Origin of the sequence: Microbacterium testaceum (genome assembly GCF_029761935.1) — a bacterium.
In the GTDB taxonomy this organism is placed as follows: Bacteria; Actinomycetota; Actinomycetes; order Actinomycetales; family Microbacteriaceae; genus Microbacterium; species Microbacterium testaceum_A.
In genome coordinates this window covers 496,802-515,031 of the sequence record NZ_CP121699.1, presented here as the reverse complement: position 1 = coordinate 515,031, position 18,230 = coordinate 496,802, and the positions used below count along the sequence as shown (strand labels likewise).

Here is an 18,230-nt window from a genome sequence, read left to right as displayed (position 1 = left end):
ACGACTGTCAGAGCGCTTCGAGGTTGCTCGCGAGCTCGAACGGCGTCACCTGGGCGCGGTACTGCTGCCACTCGCGCCGCTTGTTGAGCAGCACGTACTTGAAGACCGTCTCGCCGAGCGTCTCGGCGACGAGCTCGGACTCCTCGAGGTATTCGAGGGCGTGATCGAGGCTCGCCGGCAGCGGTGCGTAGCCGAGCGCGCGGCGCTCCGCGTCGCTGAGCGACCAGACGTTGTCCTCGGCCTCGGCCGGGAGCTCGTACTCCTGCTCGATGCCCTTGAGGCCCGCCGCGAGCATGAGCGCGTACGACAGGTAGGGGTTGGCGGCGGAGTCGAGCGCGCGGTACTCGACCCGCGTCGACTGGCCCTTGTTCGGCTTGTACAGCGGCACGCGCACGAGAGCGGAGCGGTTGTTGTGGCCCCAGCAGATGAAGCTGGGCGCCTCGTCGCCGCCCCACAGGCGCTTGTACGAGTTGACGAACTGGTTGGTCACGGCCGAGATCTCGTTCGCGTGACGCAGCAGGCCCGCGATGAAGTGACGGCCCACCTTCGACAGCTGGTACTGCGCGCCCTCTTCGTAGAACGCGTTCATGTCGCCCTCGAAGAGCGACAGGTGCGTGTGCATGCCGCTGCCGGGCTGGCCGCTGATCGGCTTCGGCATGAAGGTGGCGTACACGCCCTGCTCGATCGCGACCTCTTTCACGACCGTGCGGAAGGTCATGATGTTGTCGGCCGTGGTCAGAGCATCGGCGTAGCGCAGGTCGATCTCGTTCTGGCCGGGTCCGCCCTCGTGGTGGCTGAACTCGACCGAGATGCCGAGGTCTTCGAGCATGCGCACCGACCGGCGACGGAAGTCGTGCGCCGTGCCGCCGGGGACGTTGTCGAAGTACCCGGCCGAGTCGACCGGCTGCGGGCGACCGTCGGCACCCAGCTGCGAGGACTTCAGCAGGTAGAACTCGATCTCGGGGTGCGTGTAGAACGTGAACCCGGCGTCGGCTGCCTTGGCGAGCGTGCGCTTGAGCACGTGACGCGGGTCGGCGACGGCCGGCTGCCCGTCGGGCGTCGTGATGTCGCAGAACATGCGCGCTGTCGGGTCGATCTCGCCGCGCCACGGCAGGATCTGGAAGGTCGTGGGGTCGGGGTGCGCGAGCAGGTCGGACTCGTACGACCGCGTCAGCCCCTCGATCGCGGAGCCGTCGAAGCCCAGCCCCTCGGTGAACGCTCCCTCGACCTCGGCCGGGGCGATCGCCACCGACTTGAGCGTGCCGACCACGTCGGTGAACCAGAGGCGGACGAACTTGACGCCCCGCTCCTCGATCGTGCGCAAGACGAAATCGCGCTGCTTGTCCATCGTCATCCCTCGTTTCGGTGGGCGTTCAGCGGGTGGAGCCGGAGCCCCAGTCGTCGCGGGCGTCTTCTTCGGCCCACTGCTTCGAGCGCTCCTTCATGAGCTGCGGCGCGTTGGCCGCCTCTTCGGCGGTGTCGAAGGGGCCGGCGCGATCCACCGCGGGCGACTCGTACCCCTGCTCGACCTGGCCGGTCTCGAGGTTGTACCAGTACTTCTTGTCATCGTCGCTCACGATCGCTCCTCACGTGGATCTCGCGTCTCGGCGCGAACCGCCGGTGCTCCCCCGATCCTACTGATCCCGACCGTGCGGCTGGATAGGCTGAGGGGTATGGCAACGAATGCGTCTCGTGCGGTCGGAGTGGACATCGGCGGAACCGGCATCAAGGCCGGGATCGTGGATCTGGATGCCGGTGAGCTCATCAGCGACCGGGTGAAGGTCGCGACGCCCGAGGGTGCAGAGCCGGCCGACGTCCTCGCGGCGGTGAAGCAGGTGCTCGAGACTCTGGAGGCCCCCGCGGATCTTCCCCTGGGTGTCGCGTTCCCCGCGATCGTGAAGGGCGGCCGCACCCTTTCGGCCGCGAACGTCTCGAAGTCCTGGATCGGTTTCGAGGCCGAGAAGTTCTTCGAGCACGGCCTGTCGCGCGACATTCACTTCGCCAACGACGCCGACGTCGCCGGCATCGCCGAGGTGCGTTACGGCGCGGCCAAGGGTGTCGACGGCCTCGTGATCCTCACGACGCTCGGCACCGGCATCGGCTCGGCCATGATCTACGACGGTGTACTCGTCCCCAACAGCGAGCTCGGTCACCTGCAGCGCGCCGGCCACAAGAAGGACGCCGAGCACTTCGCCGCATACTCCGCGCTGGAGCGCGAGGAACTGTCGTGGGAGAAGTGGGCGAAGCGCCTGCAGTGGTACTACGACTACGTCGAGTTCCTCTTCAGCCCCGACCTCATCGTCGTCGGCGGGGGCGTGTCGAAGCACTCCGAGAACTTCCTCCCCCTGCTGAAGCTGCGTGCTCCCATCGTCCCGGCGAAGCACCGCAACAACGCCGGCATCATCGGCGCCGCCTCGCTCGCGGTGCCGGTGCCCGAGGCGCTGCCCGCGGTGGCACCGAAGGCCGAGCCGAGCTGAGGGCGCGGCATCCGGAGACCTTTCAGGCGGCGTCTGCCCGACGCAGGCTGACCGCGTTGCGCCACACGACGGGTGCCCAGTGGCCGCCCTCGCACGGCACTTCGAGCATGACCACGCGGTCGTTGCCACCCGTCGCCCACGCGGGTTCGCGGGTGGCGGCCCGGTTGGGCCAGGTCACCCACGCCCACACGGGGCGTTTCTGCGCGTACCACTCGATGGGCCGCGCTCCCCAGGTCTCGGGCTGCAGTGTGCAGGGGGCGATGGATGCCAATACCCGAGCGACCATCTCGTCGCTGACTCTCGTCGAACCCATGCACCGGACCCCTTCCCCGGCCGTGGTCGAGTGTAGAACATATGTCCGACACTCGGCATCGGGGTTGACCCGCGAGCGCGTCTAACCGAGCAGCAGATGCACCCGCTCGCGCATGGCGGCGACGGCCTGCTGGCGCGTGCACCCATTGCTCGGCGCCTGCAGGAGCTCCGCCGCGACCTCGACGAGGATCGCCGCGCCGAGGAACAGATCGGCCGCGCCGACGGCCCCCGAATCGCCGTCGCGGTTGCGCGTCGTCCGCAGCGCGGCCGCGGGCGTGCCGAAGCGCGCACGCACGATCGCCCGCTCGTCGGCGGTCGCGTCCCAGAAGGGTCGTCCTGTCGCGTCCGCCCGATCGATGAGGTTGACCAGGAAGTCCCGTGCGTCGTCTTGTGCCACGACAGGTCTTCGGAGCCGGGCCGCGCTCAGATGCCGACCGGACTACTGGTTTTCTGCCTGCGACCCCGAGGGGCGAATGGGCCGGCCTGTACGCCGGGTTCTGTCCGGGGGTCGAAACCCCGTGGACGGTCATCTCTCTCGGCGACACGTTGCCGTGCCGCTCCAGCGGCCTACCCGGGGACTCGGCGAGCCGCGTCGTCATCCCCTGTCTGGCCTTGCTCCGGACGAGGTTTACCTCGCGGGTCGTGTCACCACGACCCCGGTGGTCTCTTACACCACCCTTTCACCCTTACCCCGCACCCCGAGGGGGCGAGGCGGTCTGCTCTCTGTGGCACTGTCTCGCGGATTGCTCCGGGTGGGCGTTACCCACCGTCCTGCCCTGTGGAGCCCGGACGTTCCTCGGCACGGGCGAACCCGTGACGCGACCGTCCAGCCGACCCATTCGCGCTCGCTAGTCTACGGGGCCGTGCCGCGCCGACACCGTCACCGGGCGACGAGCAGGACGCCACCGATGATCGCCGCGGGCACTCCGACGACGAGCCCGAGCAGAATGGCGATGTCGCACCAGACCGAACGCCGCCGCAGACGTCTCCCCGCGGCGGCGACCTGCGTGCGGGGGAATACAGCGCGGGGGTCGGTGTACGGCACGACCTGCGTGCGGACTTCGGCACCCATGAGGGTCGCGAAGCGCAGCAGAGCGGGCACTTCCGTGGCATCCCGGCCCCGCCGGAATCGGGTGGATGCCACGAGCAGGAGGTCATCGACGACTTCGACGTCCCAGTTCCGTCCGTGTTCGAGGAGGCAGACGAGGACGTCGGGGGTGAGGAGTTGGAGAGCGTCGCGCGCGTAGCCGAGAGGAGCGTAGACCGCGAAGTGGCGATCCATCTCGCCTTCGAGGGACACCCGTTGCGCGCCCGGTAGCTCGGCTCGAAGGCGTCCGTTGCGCACCGAGTCGATCATGATGTGCGGCATCGGGCGGGGCAGCCGGAGAGCGAGGAAGCGAAAAGCGTGGCGCGGCCCGCCCGCGGCATCCCGTCCCCCCTCGAACGTGGCGACGCCCAGGCGAAGCGGGGCATCGTCGAAAGGTGGCCGATACAGCTCGAAGGCGCTCCCGTACGAGGTATCGGCACCGGGGGCCCGCTCGGCAAAGAAGACTCCGCCCATCTCGAGAGGTGCGCCGAATCGCGCCTACGACAACCCCACAGAACGCGCGAAGCGGTGCAGAGCGAGTTCGCGCCGCACTCCGGCCGGATAGGCGACCAGCGGCAGCTCGATCACGCCTCGAGCGTACCGAGCGCTCGTCAGCCCTTGTCTGCGGTCGTGCCGACGCGGAGGTCGAGGGGGAAGTCAATGGGGAACGCTCCGAAGAGCAAGCGCCCGGCGAACGCCGCGGCCTCCCGCACCGCGTCGGCCACGGCATCCGCGTGCGCAAGAGGGGTGTGCACCACGATTTCGTCGTGCAGGAAGAAGGCGAGGTGCGGCGCCCGGTGGAACACCGGTCCCGACGCCGGCGCCGCGTGGGCGGCATCCACCTCGGGGAACCTCGCGAGACGTGAGCGGAGGTCGGCCAGCCATGCCAGCGCCCACTCGGCTGCCGTGCCCTGGACCACGAAATTGCGTGTGAAGCGTCCGCGGTCGCGCGCGGATCGGCGCGCGCGTGTTTCGTCGATCCCGGATGCCGCAGCGTCGCTCGCCCGAGATTGCAGCGCGCGCCAGGACTCCCCCGCCGTGGGTGAGGTGCGGCCGAGCCAGGTGTGCACGACGCCGCCCTCTTCGCCGGTGCGCGCGGCGTCGTCGACGAGCTGCATCGCGCGCGGGAAGGTCCGGCGCAGCCGCGGCAGGAGGCGGCCGCTCTCGCCGGTGGTGGCGCCGTACATCGCGCCGAGCATCGCGAGCTTCGCCTCGGCGCGGCTCGCCACGGCTCCACGTTCGACGATGCCTGCGTACAGGTCGCGTCCGGCGGCCGCCTCGGCCAGGGCGGTATCGCGCGCCATCGCGGCGAGCACGCGCGGTTCGAGCTGGGCCACGTCGGCGGTGACGAGCGTCCAGCCGGGATCGGCACGCACCGCGGTCCGCAGGGCGCGTGGGATCTGCAGGGCTCCCCCGCCCGACGAGGCCCACCGCCCGGTGACGACGCCGGCCGGCACGTAGACGGGACGGAACCGACCGTCGCGCACCCACTCGGCCAGCCACGCCCAGCCGTTCGCGGTGTAGAGGCGCATCTGCTTCTTATAGGCGATCAGCGGGGCGACGGCGGGGTGGTCGTGCTCGGACAGCTCCCAGCGGCTCGTCGATTGCACGAGCAGGCCGGCGCGGTGCAGGGAGCGCAGCAGTCGCGGCTGCGAGTCGAGCGAGACTTTCGGGTCGCCGAGCGCGTCGCGGACGACGGCAGCGGTCTGCTCGATGCGCTCCGGGAGCCCGCCGCCGCGCCGCGGCCCGAGCTCGGTCTCCAGCAGGCGCTCGTGCGCCTCGACACTCCACGGCACGCCCGCCGCGTGCAGTTCGACGGCGATGAGCGCACCGGCCGACTCGGCGGCGGCCAGCAGCCGCAGGGCGCCGGGTGTCGCTGCGGCGGCGATGGCGCCATGCTGGCGCCGGTATTCGGCGACCGCTTCGTCGGCGGATTCGGGCACTCCCGATGCCGACTCCCCGAGGTCGAAGAGGGCGTCGCCCGTGTGGGGTGCGGTGGAGGCGGCATTCCACGCGGTCGCGCGACGGAGCCCGGCACCGTCGGCGACGGCGGCGGCGTCGCGCAGGATCGCGTGCACCAGCCGAAGGTCCCACGCGCGCGCGACGCGTACGCCTGCACTGAGAAGCGGTGGGTAGGCGGTGGTGGTGTCGGGCCAGACCCAGCGCACGTCGCCCGCATGCTCGCGTGCGCGGACGGCCGCGACGAGGTCGTCGACCTCGGTCGAGCGAAGCGGATTCGCGTCGGCGTCGAGCTCGACCAGGACGAGTGAACCGGATGCCGCGCGGGCGACGACGACCGTGTCAGAGGCCACGGCCGTCTCGGGTTATCGGGACTCTTCGGTGCGGACGAGGATCGCGCCGCACTCGGGGCAGAACACGACCTCGTCGGTCTGCGCGCGGCGGACGACAGCGAGATCGCTCGGCGGGAGCACCATGCGGCACGCTTCACACGCCCCGGCACGCAGGAGTCCGGCACCGTTGCCGCGCGAGGCCAGGCGCTCGTAAAGCCCGAGCAGGTCGGCGGGAACCGAAGCGGCCACGGCGTCACGGTCGCGGCGCGCGCCCTCGAGCCGCGTGGTCGCGTCGGTGACGGTGGTCTTGGCCTCGGCGCTGAGCTGAGCGCCCTGCGCGTTGGTGTCGGCGATCACGGCCTCTTGCTCGGCGACGGCGGCATCGGCTGCCTCGAGGCGCTCCATGAGGGCGATCTCCATGTCTTCGAGGTCGCTCTTGCGTCGCGTGAGCGAGGCCAGCTCGCTCTCGAAGCCCTGGGCCTGCTTGGGATTCGACGACGCGGCGAGACGCTCGGTGTCGCGGGCGATGCGGGCGTCGACCACGGCGACGTCGGACTCGAGGCGCTTCAGCTCGGCGTTGATGTCGTCGCGGGCGTTGGCGCGCGTCGAGAGCTCTTGCGTGAGCGTCGCCCGCTGCGTGATGAGCTCGCGCACGCGCTCGGCCTGCGGCGGGTTGCCGGCGACCTTCTCGTCCCGGTGGATACGCGCGTCGAGGTCGGCGAGGTCGAGCAGTTTGCGCTGGTCGGCGGGATCGGCATTCACGTCCCCCACGCTACCCCGGGCCTCGGACATCCGCGGTACGCGAGCGCCTGCTCCCGCGTTGCTGTGCGGTGGGTTGCGGCGAGTCCGCAGCATCCCGAGATGACGCGCCCTGCGCGAGAAGACCCACGGCTCCTCCGAACTGCGGGTCGTCGCGCGCAAGCCGGGTGATCTCGGCACGCGGGTCGCCCTGCCCGACGAGCGTGGCGGCCGCCGGGCTAGAATCGAGCCACCAGGGCCTTTAGCTCAGCTGGTAGAGCGCCACGTTTACACCGTGGATGTCGTCGGTTCGATCCCGGCAGGGCCCACCCCTTCGAACCGCACCGTCCTTTCGTCTCCTGTGATCATGGGCGCATGGACCAGCTCACTCCGATCGATCTCGAGACGTGGCCCCGACGTCAGCACTTCGAGCACTATCTGCGCTCGTCGCCGTGCACCTACGCGATGACCGTCGAGATCGACGTCACCGACTTCGCGGCGGCTCGGCGTGCCGCGGGGTGCCGCACCTCCATCGCGCAGATCTGGGCCATCGCGTCGATCGTGAACCGGCATCCGGAATTTCGAATGCGCGTCGACGAAGCGGGCGCTCCCGCCGTCTGGACCGTCGTGCACCCGGCCTTCACGGTCTTCCACACGGAGCGGGAGACGTTCGCCTGTCTCTGGGTGCCGTACGACTCCGACTTCGCGGCCTTCCACGCGAGCGCCGAACAGACCATCGCCGCTCACGCGAACAGTCTCGACTTCTTCCCGCAGGGTGAGCTGCCCCCCAACACCTTCGACGTATCGAGCGTGCCGTGGACGAGCTTCACGGGCTTCACCCTCAACATCGAGAACGGCGCGTCGCATCTCGCCCCCATCGTCACCATCGGAAAGTACGTCGAGCGCGGCGAGCGCCTGTTCATGCCCCTCGCCCTGCAGCTCCACCACGCGGTCGTAGACGGGTTCCACGCGGCCCGACTGGTCACCGAGCTCGAGGACCTGATGGGCGCCCCGACCTGGCTGACGGCGTCGCGTTAGTTCAAGATGTTCACGCTGCGCGAGATCACCAGCGCGAGAAGGATGAACCCCGACACCGCCTGCACCATCATGAACAGCTTCGCGCGCGTGCTGAGGGGCATGACGTCGGTGGGGCTGAAGGCCATGGCGTTGGATGCCGAGAAGTACAGGTAGTCGACGTACCCGGGCGCCCAGTCCTCGGTGTCGGACGAACGGCGGGCCACCTCGCTCACCGCGTCGCGGTCCGAATCCTGCGGGAATTGGAAGTCCGCGGGCGGAAGCTCGTCGCGTGCGTCGCGACGGCGAGCGATGGGCCCTCCGCGGTCCATCTCCCAGTAGACGACGGCGTAGCCGATGACGTTGATCGCCCATACCTGCGCAGCCCCCAGCAGGGTGCCGGCCCCGCTTCCTTCCCCGCGCAGCAGCTGCTGGATGAGCAGGAAGAACGCGACCTGGTTCGCCACGAGCAGCACGGCGGTGAACGCCAGCGCGAACCCGCGACCGACCGCCGACTCGCGCGACAGTCGGGAGGGGTTGGTCACCACCATGGGGATGGCGCACAGCACGCCGGCGATGACGACGACGTAGCGGAGCACGCCGGACGCCTCATTCGGCAGCACCGCGTACAGCCCCGTACCGACGGCCAGGGCGATCAGGACCGGCCAGCGATGCTCCGGCCGGGTGCGGAAGCCCTCGCGCTCATGGGTGCTCACGGGCTCAGGGTAGACCTGCGTCCTCAGCGCCCTGTCGCGGCGCGGGGGCTGCAGGCGTTCTCGACGGGCATCCACTCGTCTCGACATCGAACCGTCTGCGCGCAGGGCGAGGATCGCCCGCGCCCCCCGCGCATCCGATCCCGTTCCGACTCGCTAGGCTGGACGCTGGTTGATTGTGCGGAGCGAACAAGGGTTGCCGCACTCGTATGGCGATTCTCTGGCATGACCTGCCAGACGACGAAAGGTCTTCCGTGACTGTTCACGACCAGGATCCGTATTCGCAGGGGCCGCAGGACAGCGACCCGGAAGAGACCGGGGAGTGGCAGGAATCCCTGCGCCAGCTGGTCCAGGCGAAGGGTCCGGCTCGCGCTCGCGAGATCATGCTGAGCCTGCTCAAGGGCTCGAAAGAACTGCACCTGAACGTGCCGATGGTTCCGACCACCGACTACATCAACACGATCTCGCAGAAGAACGAGCCCGAGTTCCCCGGTGACGAGGAGCTCGAGCGCCGCTACCGCAAGTGGATCCGCTGGAACGCCGCGGTCACCGTGCACCGCGCCCAGCGTCCCGGCATCGGCGTCGGCGGCCACATCTCCACCTACGCCTCGTCGGCGGCGCTCTACGAAGTGGGCTTCAACCACTTCTTCCGCGGCCTCGACGACCCGTCGGGTGGCGACCAGATCTTCATCCAGGGCCACGCCTCCCCCGGCGCCTACGCCCGTGCCTACCTCGAGGGCCGTCTCACCGAGGCGCAGCTCGACGGGTTCCGTCAGGAGAAGTCGCAGGCGCCCAACGGCATCCCGTCGTACCCGCACCCGCGCCTCATGCCGGAGTTCTGGCAGTTCCCGACCGTGTCGATGGGCCTCGGCCCGATCAACGCGATCTACCAGGCGATGTCGAACAAGTACCTGTCGAACCGCGGCATCAAAGACGTCAGCGACTCGCACGTCTGGGCCTACCTCGGCGACGGCGAGATGGACGAGGTCGAGAGCCGCGGACAGCTGCAGGTCGCGGCGAACGAGGGTCTCGACAACCTGACCTTCATCGTCAACTGCAATCTCCAGCGCCTCGACGGCCCGGTGCGCGGTAACGGCAAGATCATCCAGGAGCTCGAGAGCTTCTTCCGCGGTGCCGGCTGGAACGTCATCAAGGTCGTCTGGGGCCGCGAGTGGGACGACCTGCTCGCCCGCGACACCGAGGGCGCGCTGCTCAACCTCATGAACAGCACCCCCGACGGCGACTACCAGACCTACAAGGCCGAGAACGGCGCCTACGTGCGCGAGAACTTCTTCGGTCGCGACCCCCGTGCCCTCGAGCTCGTCAAGGACTACACCGACGAGCAGGTCTGGGGCCTCAAGCGCGGTGGCCACGACTACCGCAAGGTGTTCGCGGCGTTCAAGGCGGCCAAGGAGCACAAGGGTCAGCCCACCGTCATCCTGGCGAAGACGATCAAGGGCTACGGCCTCGGTCCGCACTTCGAGGGTCGCAACGCGACCCACCAGATGAAGAAGCTGACGCTCGACGACCTCAAGTCGTTCCGCGACGCGATGGACATTCCCGTCACCGACGCGCAGCTCGACGAGAACCCGTACCAGCCGCCGTACTACAACCCCGGTGAGCAGGACGAGACGATCAAGTACATGCTCGAGCGTCGTCGCGCGCTCGGGGGATTCCTGCCCGAGCGCCGCACCACGCACGTCGGTTTCGAGCTGCCCGGTGACGCCGCGTACGCGCTACCCAAGAAGGGATCGGGGACGCAGGAGATCGCCACGACCATGGCGTTCGTGCGTCTGCTGAAGGACCTGCTGCGGGTCAAGGACTTCGGTCACCGCATCGTGCCGATCATCCCCGACGAGGCGCGCACGTTCGGTATGGACGCGTACTTCCCGACGGCGAAGATCTACAACCCCAAGGGCCAGCACTACACCTCCGTCGACCGCGAGCTCCTGCTGGCGTACAAGGAGAGCCCGCAGGGCCAGATCATCCACGTCGGCATCAACGAGGCGGGCGCCCTCGCGGCGTTCACCGCGGCGGGCACGGCGTACTCGACCCACGGCGAGCCGCTGATCCCGGTCTACGTCTTCTACTCGATGTTCGGCTTCCAGCGCACGGGCGACGCTCAGTGGGCTGCCGGCGACCAGATGGCACGCGGCTTCATCATCGGCGCCACGGCCGGTCGCACCACCCTGACCGGTGAGGGCCTGCAGCACGCCGACGGCCACTCGCAGCTGCTCGCCTCGACGAACCCGGCGACGGTGTCGTACGACCCGGCCTACGGCTACGAGATCTCGCACATCGTGCGCTCGGGCATCGAGCGCATGTACGGCGGCAACCACCCCGACCCCAACGTCATGTACTACATGACGGTCTACAACGAGCCGTACGTGCAGCCGGCCGAGCCCGAGGGGGTCGACGTCGACGGCATCGTCCGCGGCATCCACCACATCTCGGCGGGCGAGGGCGATGGCCCCCGGACGCAGCTGCTCGCCTCGGGCGTCGGTGTGCCGTGGGCCTTCGAGGCCCAGCGTCTGCTGAAGGACGACTGGGGCGTGACGGCCGACGTCTGGTCGGTCACCTCATGGAGCGAGCTGCGTCGCGACGGTCTCGCTGCCGACGAGCACAACTTCCTGCACCCCGAGGAAGAGCCCCGCGTGGCCTACCTCACCGACAAGCTGAAGGAAGCCGACGGCCCCGTGGTCGCCGTCAGCGACTGGATGCACGCGGTGCAGGACCAGATCCGCCAGTGGGTCCCCCAGAACTACTGGACCCTCGGCGCCGACGGCTTCGGCTTCTCGGACACGCGTGCCGCGGCCCGTCGTTTCTTCAAGATCGATGGTCCGTCGCTCGCCGTCCGTGCCCTGCAGGCGCTGGCCGCCGAGGGCAAGGTCGACGGCGCGGTCGTGGGTCAGGCCATCGAGAAGTACCGCCTGCACGACGTCAACGCCGGTACCAGCGGCAACGCGGGTGGCGAGGCCTGAGCGCGTGACGAGCACCACCGACGGGTCCGGTTCCGCCTCCATGGGCGGGGCCGGGCCCGACCGGTCTGCGGGGGCGGTCGCGGCCGCCGCGCAGGAGAAGGCCGACACCCTCACCTGGCTGCGGCGCATCTCGGGCGATCTCGCGACGGCGACCATCCAGCGCCTCGAAGAAACGCTTCCCTGGTACGCCGAGATGCCGCCGGCCCGGCGGTCCGCCGTCGGGCTCGTCGCCCAGGCCGGCATCACCTCGTTCCTGCAGTGGTTCGAGGAGCCGGCATCCACTCCGGCGATCGCCGCCGACATCTTCGCCGCGGCCCCTCGTGAGCTGCTGCGCAGCGTCAGCCTGACGCAGACCCTGCAGCTCGTGCGCGTCACCGTCGAGGTGATGGAAGAGCGCGTCGCCGGACGCAGCGAGAAGGTGCGCGAGGCGATGCTGTCGTACTCGCGCGAAGTCGCTTTCGCCGCGGCCGACGTCTACGCACGCGCCGCCGAGGCCCGGGGCCTCTGGGACGCTCGCCTCGAAGCGCTCGTGGTCGACTCGATCCTCACCGGCGAGGCCGACGATGAACTCCCCAGCCGCATCGCCGCGCTCGGCTGGCACGGCCACGGAGAGGTCGCGGTGCTCGTGGGCACCACTCCCCCGCAACTCGACGTCGACCAGGTGCGTCGCACCGCGCGCAAGCTCGGCGTCGACGTACTCATCGGCGTGCAGGGCTCGCGCCTGGTGCTGGTGGTCGGTCGTGCCGACCTGCCGGCGCGCGGTGGAGAGGATTCCGCCGAACTGCCCTTCCCCGAGATCGCCAAGCGTCTCGAGCCCGGTTTCGGGTCGGGCCATCTCGTCCTCGGACCGCCGGTCCCCGCGTTGGTCGACGCCGGGCAGAGCGCTCGTGCCGCCCTCGCCGGCTTCGCCGTCGCCCGCGCGTGGCGTCATGCCCCGCGGCCGGTGGAGGCCGATGATCTTCTGCCCGAGCGCGCGCTCGCTGGCGACGCCGTTGCGAAGCAGACGCTGGTGGATCGCGTCTACCAGCCGCTGCAGGCGCACAGCGCCGATCTGGTGGCGACGCTGTGGAGCTACCTCGACAACGGGCGCTCGCTCGAGGCGACGGCGCGCGAGTTGTACGTGCACCCCAACACGGTCCGCTATCGCCTGAAGCGCGTGTCGGAGGTCATCGGATGGGATGCCACGGGGCCCCGCGAGGCCCTCATCCTGCAGACCGCGCTGATCCTGGGATCGATCGGAACGGATGCCACGCGCCGTCGCGGACCCGTGGGTCGACGGTCGCCCCTGGCGCGCTGATGCACGGCGCGCACAAAGACACGCCGTATATCTGTGTCGATATCTCCATAAGCGCGGGCTCGATCGTTGGCAGGATGGAACGGTGATCATCGCCGTCTTCCCCGGGCAGGGCTCTCAGACCCCCGGGTTCCTCTCGCCGTGGCTCGAACTCGACGGAGCGCGTGAGCGTCTCGAGGCCTTCTCGGAGCAGGCGGGCGTCGACCTCGTCGCCGCCGGCACCGAATGGGATGCCGATCAGATCCGCGACACCGCCGTCGCCCAGCCGCTGATCGTCGCGGCGAGCCTGCTGTCGTGGACTGCGCTGAACGATCGCGCCACGACCTCCGTCGCCGGTGTCGCGGGGCACTCGGTGGGCGAGATCGCTGCGCTGGCGGCATCCGGAGTGCTCACCGATGAGGACGCGCTGCGCCTGGTCGGACTGCGCGGCCGCGCGATGGCCGAGGCCGCCGCCACCGTCGAGACCGGCATGAGCGCCGTCGTCGGGGGCGACGAGACCGCTGTGCTCGAACGCCTCGAGGCACTCGGACTCACCCCCGCCAACTACAACGGCGGCGGACAGATCGTGGCCGCCGGCGAACTCCCCGCCCTGGCCGAGCTCGCCGCCGAGGCCCCGCGCGGCACTCGCGTCATCCCGCTGCAGGTCGCGGGCGCCTTCCACACCCGCTTCATGGAGCCCGCCGTCGAGACGCTGCGCGCCGCGGCCGCCGACGTGCAGGTGCGCGACCCCGCCACGACGCTGTGGACCAACTCCGACGGCTCCGTCGTGACCGAGGGCCGCCGCGCTCTCGACCTCGTGGTGGCCCAGGTCTCGTCGCCCGTGCGCTGGGACCGCTGCATGGCCTCGTTCGCCGAGCAGGGCGTGACCGGCATCATCGAACTCTCGCCCGCCGGTGCCCTCACGGGCCTCGCGAAGCGAGCACTGCGCGGCACCCCCACCGTGGCAGTCAAGTCCCCCGACGACCTCGACGCGGCCGTCTCACTCCTGAAAGAAGACCAGGCATGAGCACCCCCACCCTCCGTCAGCTGCAGGGAGCCGCTCACACGCGCATCTACGCCTACGGTGCCGCGCGCGGTGAGAACTTCGTGCCCAACGACGACCTCGTGGGGCCCATCGACTCCAGCGACGAGTGGATCCGTCAGCGCACCGGGATCGTCACGCGCGTCCGCGCGAATAAGGACACGGATGCCATCGATCTGGCCACCGAGGCCGCGCGCGAAGCCGTCGAGAAGTCGGGCATCGCCCCCGACCAGATCGACGCCGTGATCGTCGCGACGATCAGCAATCCCAAGCAGACCCCCTCGGCCTCGGCCATCGTCGCCGACCGCATCGGGGCGAACCCCGCGGCCGCCTACGACCTGAACGCCGCGTGCGCCGGCTTCGCCTACGGCGTCGGTCAGGCCGACGCCCTCGTGCGGGCGGGCCTGGCGAAGCATGTCGTCGTCGTCGGCGCCGAGAAGCTCAGCGACGTCGTCGACCCCACCGACCGCAGCATCTCGTTCCTGCTCGGCGACGGCGCGGGCGCCGTCGTGGTCGGACCGAGCGAGACCCCCGGCATCGGCCCCACCATCTGGGGCTCGGACGGGTCGAAGGCGGACGCCGTGGGCATGAACGCCACGCTCACCGACTTCCGCGACGGCGTCGCCCCGTGGCCGACCCTGCGCCAGGAGGGCCCCACCGTCTTCCGCTGGGCCGTCTGGGAGATGGTCAAGGTCGCCCGTCAGGCGATCGAGGCCGCGGGCATCGAGCCCGCCGACCTCGCCGCCTTCGTGCCGCACCAGGCGAACATGCGCATCATCGACGAGTTCGCCAAGCAGCTGGGCCTGCCCGAGACCGTCGTCATCGGTCGCGACATCGAGACGACCGGCAACACCTCGGCGGCATCCATCCCCCTCGCCACCCACCGCTTGCTCGAGGAGCACCCCGAGCTGAGCGGCGGCCTCGCGCTGCAGATCGGCTTCGGTGCCGGACTGGTGTTCGGCGCGCAGGTCGTCGTGCTTCCCTGACGCGCCAGCGTCGAACCCTAGACTGATCGGGGCCTGACAGGCCCGCCCCCAAGAAACAGGAGACATCATGGCATTCACCAACGACGAGGTTCTCGCCGGCCTTGCCGAGCTCATCACCGACGAGACGGGTATCTCGGCCGACGAGGTCGCGCTCGAGAAGTCGTTCACCGACGACCTCGACATCGACTCCATCTCGATGATGACGATCGTCGTCAACGCCGAGGAGAAGTTCGGCGTCACCATCCCCGACGACGAGGTCAAGAACCTCAAGACCGTCGGCGACGCCGTGACCTTCATCACGTCGAACCAGTCCTGACACCTCCCGGTGGGGGCTTCGGCCCCCACCGGTCACGACCTGTCGGCCGCACCAAGGATTCTTCGCTCATGAGCACACCCCGCATCGTCGTCACCGGCATCGGAGCCACCTCGCCCATCGGCGGCACGGCACCCGAGAGCTGGTCCGCCCTGCTCGCCGGAACCTCCGGCGCCCGTTCCCTCGAGCACGAGTGGGTCGAGCAGTACAACCTGCCCGTCACCTTCGCGGCCGAGGCGCTCGTGCGTCCCGAGACCGTGCTCGAGCGACCCGTCGCCAAGCGGCTCGACCCCTCGTCGCAGCTCGCCATGGTCGCGGCCAAAGAGGCATGGGAAGACGCCGGGGCTCCCGACATCGACCCCGACCGTCTCGGCGTCGACTTCGCCACCGGCATCGGCGGCGTCTGGACCCTGCTCGACGCGTGGGACACCCTGCGCGAGAAGGGCCCGCGTCGGGTCATGCCGATGACGGTTCCGATGCTCATGCCGAACGCGGCGGCCGGAAACCTCTCCCTCCACTTCAACGCCCGCGCCTTCGCGCGCACCGTGGCATCGGCGTGCGCCTCGAGCACCGAGTCGATCGTCAACGCGGTGCAGCACATCCGCGACGGCCTCGCCGACGTCGTCATCGCGGGTGGAACCGAATCGGCCATTCACCCGATCACGATCGCCTCGTTCGCGTCGATGCAGGCGCTGTCGAAGCGCAACGACTCGCCCGAGACCGCTTCGCGTCCGGCCAGCATCGACCGCGACGGCTTCGTCATGGGCGAGGGCGCCGGTGTGCTGATCCTCGAGACCGAGGAGCATGCCAAGGCCCGCGGCGCCAAGATTTACGCGTCGATCGTGGGCGGTGGCGTCACCGCCGACTCGTATCACATCACCGCGAACGACCCCGAAGGTCTCGGCGCCGCTCGCGCCGTGCACATGGCGCTCGAGATGGCGGGCGCGTCGGTCGACGACGTCACGCACATCAACGCGCACGCCACATCGACTCCGGTCGGCGACCCGAACGAGTACAAGGCGCTGCGCGCCGTCTTCGGCGATCGCGTCGACGAGATCCCCGTCTCGGCCACGAAGGCGTCCACCGGCCACCTTCTGGGCGGCACCGGAGCCCTCGAGGCGATCTTCACGGTTCTCGCTCTGCAGAACCGCGTCGCGCCCCCCACGATCAACCTGACCGAGCAGGACCCCGAGGTTCCGTTCGCGCTCTCGGGCTCGCCCGTCGAGCTCGGCGCGGGAGACCAGCTCGCGATCAGCAACTCCTTCGGCTTCGGCGGGCATAACGCCGTTGTCGCCATCGCCTCGGTCTGAGCGCGTTCCCCGTCACGACGAGAGCCCCCTGGCATCCCCCCGACTGCGATCGGGGATGCCAGGGGGCTCTCGTTTCGTCAAGCAAGGGATACGCGGTCCCGGTGCCGGGTGTGTTCACCGACCTCCGGTAGTGGCGCCTCCCCCACTCGACGGGCTCACCCGACCTTGTGCAGCCACACGATCTGCTGGTCGTCTCCGGCGTGGCGGAAGGGCTCGAGCTCCTCGTCCCAGGCCGAGCCCAGGGCGACGTCGAGTTCGCGCTGCAGCTCGAAGGGGTCGCCGGCCGCGACCTCCATCGCGTAGCGCACGCGATCCTCGGCGATGACGACGTTGCCGGCCGAATCGGTTTGAGCGAAGTGGATGCCGAGACCCGGCGTGTGCATCCAGCGTCCGCCGTCGCTGCGGGGCGTGGGATCCTCGCTCACCTCGAAGCGCAGGTGTTCCCACCCACGGATGGCGCTCGCGAGCGCTGCGCCGGAACCGACGGGGCCCTCCCAGTAGAACTCCGCGCGACGGCTGCCCGTCAACACGGGCTGTTCGGCCCAGTCGAAGTTGACGGCGCGGCCGAGAGCGCGTCCCACCGCCCACTCGAGGTGGGGGCACAACGCGCGGGGCGCGGAGTGGATCAGGATCACTCCGCGCGAAGACGTGATCGCCATGGTTTCTCCTTCGTCAGGTACGTCTTCCCCTACGACCTGTGATGGAGTGCCGGCGATTGTTCGGTTGTCCGGCCATTATCGCCCGTGCATAACGAAATCACAACACTGTGATTTCCTCCGCGCGTCCCGCCGGGCGATCGCGCGATCGCCCGAGGTGTGTCAGCCGAACCACAGCGCCCAGTAGAGCGCGAAGTTGCGGTTGCCGTACGCCGAGCAGGCGTCGCCCGTCCCCCACCGCGCGGCGAGGGCCGCCGGGTTCGGCTGATACGGCGTGTAGTTGTACAGCGCCGCGGTCGCCGCGTTCGCGATCGTCACGTCCGAACCCCCACACGACGGATCCGGTGAATAGGCGAGGTAGTGCGTGCCGGGCTGCCGCATGAAGTCCGAGGCGCTGTACGACTTCAGATCGGTGGCGGCCTGGGCGACCTGGGCGCTGAATCCGGCGGCACCGGCGTCGCACGGGGCGGTGTCGGGGCATCTCGCCCCCATTGCCGCACCGAGCTGCTCGGGTGACGGGGCGCGCGCCGTTCGGCCCGACACGAGGCTCTGCTCCTTCTGGAGGGTGACGAGCAGCACCCTGGCCGAGATCCCGCACGCGCGTTGCAGGCGGTCGATGATCTGGGCGGCGGTGAGCTGTCCCCCGTCGTAGCCCTCGCAGATCGTGCGGCCCGTGGCATCCGAGACGATCGGCCCCCGCGCGGGCAGGTCGGACCGCAGAACCGAGAGACAGGAGTCGTTGCGGCACTCCCCCACCTCGTCGTCGAGGAAGGACTGGATCTGGTCGGCCGTCATGGCGTCGCCGTCGTAGAACTGCTCGTCGTCGATGAGGTGGCCGGGATCGAAGGAGGTGAGGTCGATAGCCTCGCGCCGTGCCTCCGTGTTCCACGCGGCGGTGAGGGAGACGAGGGGGATGACCGCCAGAGCGATCAGGCCCACGAGGACCACGGCGACGGCGGCGAATGTCATGCGTCGTCGCCGGATCAGCCGTTGCCGGGGCGTCCGCCGTCGGCGCGTCCGAGTTCTCGCCACCGAAC

18 protein-coding genes, 1 tRNA gene and 1 other RNA gene are annotated in these 18,230 nt (G+C 69.7%); 9 read left to right on the top strand and 11 right to left on the bottom strand.

Translation table 11 applies throughout. The features are described 5' to 3' along the window. Positions 1–7: 7 nt before the first annotated feature. Positions 8–1,348, bottom strand: coding sequence for a type I glutamate--ammonia ligase (gene glnA, locus QBE02_RS02510; RefSeq protein WP_056232374.1), 1,341 nt, complete (start codon positions 1,346–1,348; stop codon positions 8–10). 25 nt (positions 1,349–1,373) lie between these two features. Next, positions 1,374–1,577, bottom strand: coding sequence for an SPOR domain-containing protein (locus QBE02_RS02505; protein ID WP_279367003.1), 204 nt, complete (start codon positions 1,575–1,577; stop codon positions 1,374–1,376). A gap of 96 nt (positions 1,578–1,673) precedes the next feature. Between QBE02_RS02505 and ppgK the strand changes: the two genes are divergently transcribed. Continuing rightward, complete coding sequence (ppgK, locus tag QBE02_RS02500) at positions 1,674–2,477, top strand: polyphosphate--glucose phosphotransferase (protein WP_279367002.1); 804 nt, start codon at positions 1,674–1,676, stop codon at positions 2,475–2,477. 22 nt (positions 2,478–2,499) lie between these two features. Here the strand turns inward: ppgK and QBE02_RS02495 are convergent, their stop codons facing one another. The 6 genes from QBE02_RS02495 to QBE02_RS02470 form a co-directional block, all read right to left on the bottom strand. After that, positions 2,500–2,790: a hypothetical protein gene (locus QBE02_RS02495; RefSeq protein ID WP_143017854.1), complete on the bottom strand. Its 291-nt coding sequence runs from the start codon at positions 2,788–2,790 to the stop codon at positions 2,500–2,502. 81 nt (positions 2,791–2,871) lie between these two features. Next, on the bottom strand, positions 2,872–3,186 hold the full coding sequence (locus tag QBE02_RS02490) for a hypothetical protein (protein ID WP_279367001.1): 315 nt from the start codon (positions 3,184–3,186) through the stop codon (positions 2,872–2,874). Between the two features lie 73 nt (positions 3,187–3,259). Beyond that, an RNA gene (rnpB, locus tag QBE02_RS02485) (RNase P RNA component class A) lies at positions 3,260–3,627 on the bottom strand. A gap of 42 nt (positions 3,628–3,669) precedes the next feature. Beyond that, a complete protein-coding gene (locus QBE02_RS02480) occupies positions 3,670–4,071 on the bottom strand; it encodes a hypothetical protein (RefSeq protein ID WP_279367000.1) in 402 nt (133 codons plus the stop codon). 416 nt (positions 4,072–4,487) lie between these two features. Further along, entirely contained in the window at positions 4,488–6,188 is a 1,701-nt protein-coding gene (locus QBE02_RS02475; RefSeq protein ID WP_279366999.1) for a bifunctional 3'-5' exonuclease/DNA polymerase, read from the bottom strand. 12 nt (positions 6,189–6,200) lie between these two features. Beyond that, complete coding sequence (locus QBE02_RS02470; protein WP_279366998.1) at positions 6,201–6,929, bottom strand: zinc ribbon domain-containing protein; 729 nt, start codon at positions 6,927–6,929, stop codon at positions 6,201–6,203. Positions 6,930–7,161: 232 nt separating this feature from the next. Between QBE02_RS02470 and QBE02_RS02465 the strand changes: the two genes are divergently transcribed. Next, positions 7,162–7,234 (top strand) — tRNA-Val (locus tag QBE02_RS02465). A gap of 46 nt (positions 7,235–7,280) precedes the next feature. Next, the gene (locus tag QBE02_RS02460; RefSeq protein ID WP_279366997.1) at positions 7,281–7,943 is read left to right on the top strand and encodes a CatA-like O-acetyltransferase; all 663 of its coding nucleotides are present in this window, start codon (positions 7,281–7,283) and stop codon (positions 7,941–7,943) included. On the opposite strand, the gene QBE02_RS02455 is transcribed toward QBE02_RS02460, so the two are convergent. Next, positions 7,940–8,635 (bottom strand): DUF1345 domain-containing protein, encoded by a 696-nt coding sequence (locus QBE02_RS02455; protein WP_056231440.1) that lies wholly within the window; start codon positions 8,633–8,635, stop codon positions 7,940–7,942. The two genes, QBE02_RS02460 and QBE02_RS02455, sit on opposite strands and share 4 nt — an antisense overlap. A gap of 251 nt (positions 8,636–8,886) precedes the next feature. Between QBE02_RS02455 and aceE the strand changes: the two genes are divergently transcribed. The 6 genes from aceE to QBE02_RS02425 all read left to right on the top strand — a co-directional run bounded on the left by aceE (position 8,887) and on the right by QBE02_RS02425 (position 16,537). After that, a complete protein-coding gene (gene aceE, locus QBE02_RS02450) occupies positions 8,887–11,613 on the top strand; it encodes a pyruvate dehydrogenase (acetyl-transferring), homodimeric type (RefSeq protein ID WP_074694976.1) in 2,727 nt (908 codons plus the stop codon). A gap of 40 nt (positions 11,614–11,653) precedes the next feature. Next, positions 11,654–12,910, top strand: a complete 1,257-nt coding sequence (locus QBE02_RS02445; protein ID WP_279367849.1) for a PucR family transcriptional regulator — start codon at positions 11,654–11,656, stop codon at positions 12,908–12,910. Positions 12,911–12,992: 82 nt separating this feature from the next. Further along, positions 12,993–13,913 carry an ACP S-malonyltransferase gene (locus QBE02_RS02440; protein WP_279366996.1) on the top strand — a complete coding sequence of 307 codons (921 nt, stop codon included), beginning with the start codon at positions 12,993–12,995 and terminating at the stop codon, positions 13,911–13,913. Next, positions 13,910–14,914 carry a beta-ketoacyl-ACP synthase III gene (locus tag QBE02_RS02435; protein WP_279366995.1) on the top strand — a complete coding sequence of 335 codons (1,005 nt, stop codon included), beginning with the start codon at positions 13,910–13,912 and terminating at the stop codon, positions 14,912–14,914. Before QBE02_RS02440 ends, QBE02_RS02435 begins: the two co-directional genes overlap by 4 nt. Positions 14,915–14,981: 67 nt before the next feature. After that, positions 14,982–15,230 (top strand): acyl carrier protein, encoded by a 249-nt coding sequence (locus tag QBE02_RS02430; protein WP_022880558.1) that lies wholly within the window; start codon positions 14,982–14,984, stop codon positions 15,228–15,230. A gap of 68 nt (positions 15,231–15,298) precedes the next feature. Further along, positions 15,299–16,537 (top strand): beta-ketoacyl-[acyl-carrier-protein] synthase family protein, encoded by a 1,239-nt coding sequence (locus tag QBE02_RS02425; protein ID WP_279366994.1) that lies wholly within the window; start codon positions 15,299–15,301, stop codon positions 16,535–16,537. A gap of 155 nt (positions 16,538–16,692) precedes the next feature. On the opposite strand, the gene QBE02_RS02420 is transcribed toward QBE02_RS02425, so the two are convergent. Further along, the gene (locus QBE02_RS02420; RefSeq protein WP_056231415.1) at positions 16,693–17,196 is read right to left on the bottom strand and encodes a DUF3145 domain-containing protein; all 504 of its coding nucleotides are present in this window, start codon (positions 17,194–17,196) and stop codon (positions 16,693–16,695) included. 159 nt (positions 17,197–17,355) lie between these two features. Next, a complete protein-coding gene (locus QBE02_RS02415; RefSeq protein ID WP_279366993.1) occupies positions 17,356–18,162 on the bottom strand; it encodes a hypothetical protein in 807 nt (268 codons plus the stop codon). Positions 18,163–18,230: the final 68 nt, after the last annotated feature.

Excerpts from the sequence above, each read along its gene's own strand:
- glnA (WP_056232374.1), bottom strand. The coding sequence starts at position 1,348 with ATGGACAAGCAGCGCGATTTCGTCTTGCGCACGATCGAGGAGCGGGGC.
- ppgK (WP_279367002.1), top strand. The coding sequence starts at position 1,674 with ATGGCAACGAATGCGTCTCGTGCGGTCGGAGTGGACATCGGCGGAACC.
- QBE02_RS02495 (WP_143017854.1), bottom strand. The coding sequence starts at position 2,790 with ATGGGTTCGACGAGAGTCAGCGACGAGATGGTCGCTCGGGTATTGGCA.
- QBE02_RS02480 (WP_279367000.1), bottom strand. The coding sequence starts at position 4,071 with ATGGATCGCCACTTCGCGGTCTACGCTCCTCTCGGCTACGCGCGCGAC.
- QBE02_RS02460 (WP_279366997.1), top strand. The coding sequence starts at position 7,281 with ATGGACCAGCTCACTCCGATCGATCTCGAGACGTGGCCCCGACGTCAG.
- QBE02_RS02445 (WP_279367849.1), top strand. The coding sequence starts at position 11,654 with ATGGGCGGGGCCGGGCCCGACCGGTCTGCGGGGGCGGTCGCGGCCGCC.
- QBE02_RS02435 (WP_279366995.1), top strand. The coding sequence starts at position 13,910 with ATGAGCACCCCCACCCTCCGTCAGCTGCAGGGAGCCGCTCACACGCGC.
- QBE02_RS02430 (WP_022880558.1), top strand. The coding sequence starts at position 14,982 with ATGGCATTCACCAACGACGAGGTTCTCGCCGGCCTTGCCGAGCTCATC.
- QBE02_RS02425 (WP_279366994.1), top strand. The coding sequence starts at position 15,299 with ATGAGCACACCCCGCATCGTCGTCACCGGCATCGGAGCCACCTCGCCC.
- QBE02_RS02420 (WP_056231415.1), bottom strand. The coding sequence starts at position 17,196 with ATGGCGATCACGTCTTCGCGCGGAGTGATCCTGATCCACTCCGCGCCC.
- QBE02_RS02415 (WP_279366993.1), bottom strand. The coding sequence starts at position 18,162 with ATGACATTCGCCGCCGTCGCCGTGGTCCTCGTGGGCCTGATCGCTCTG.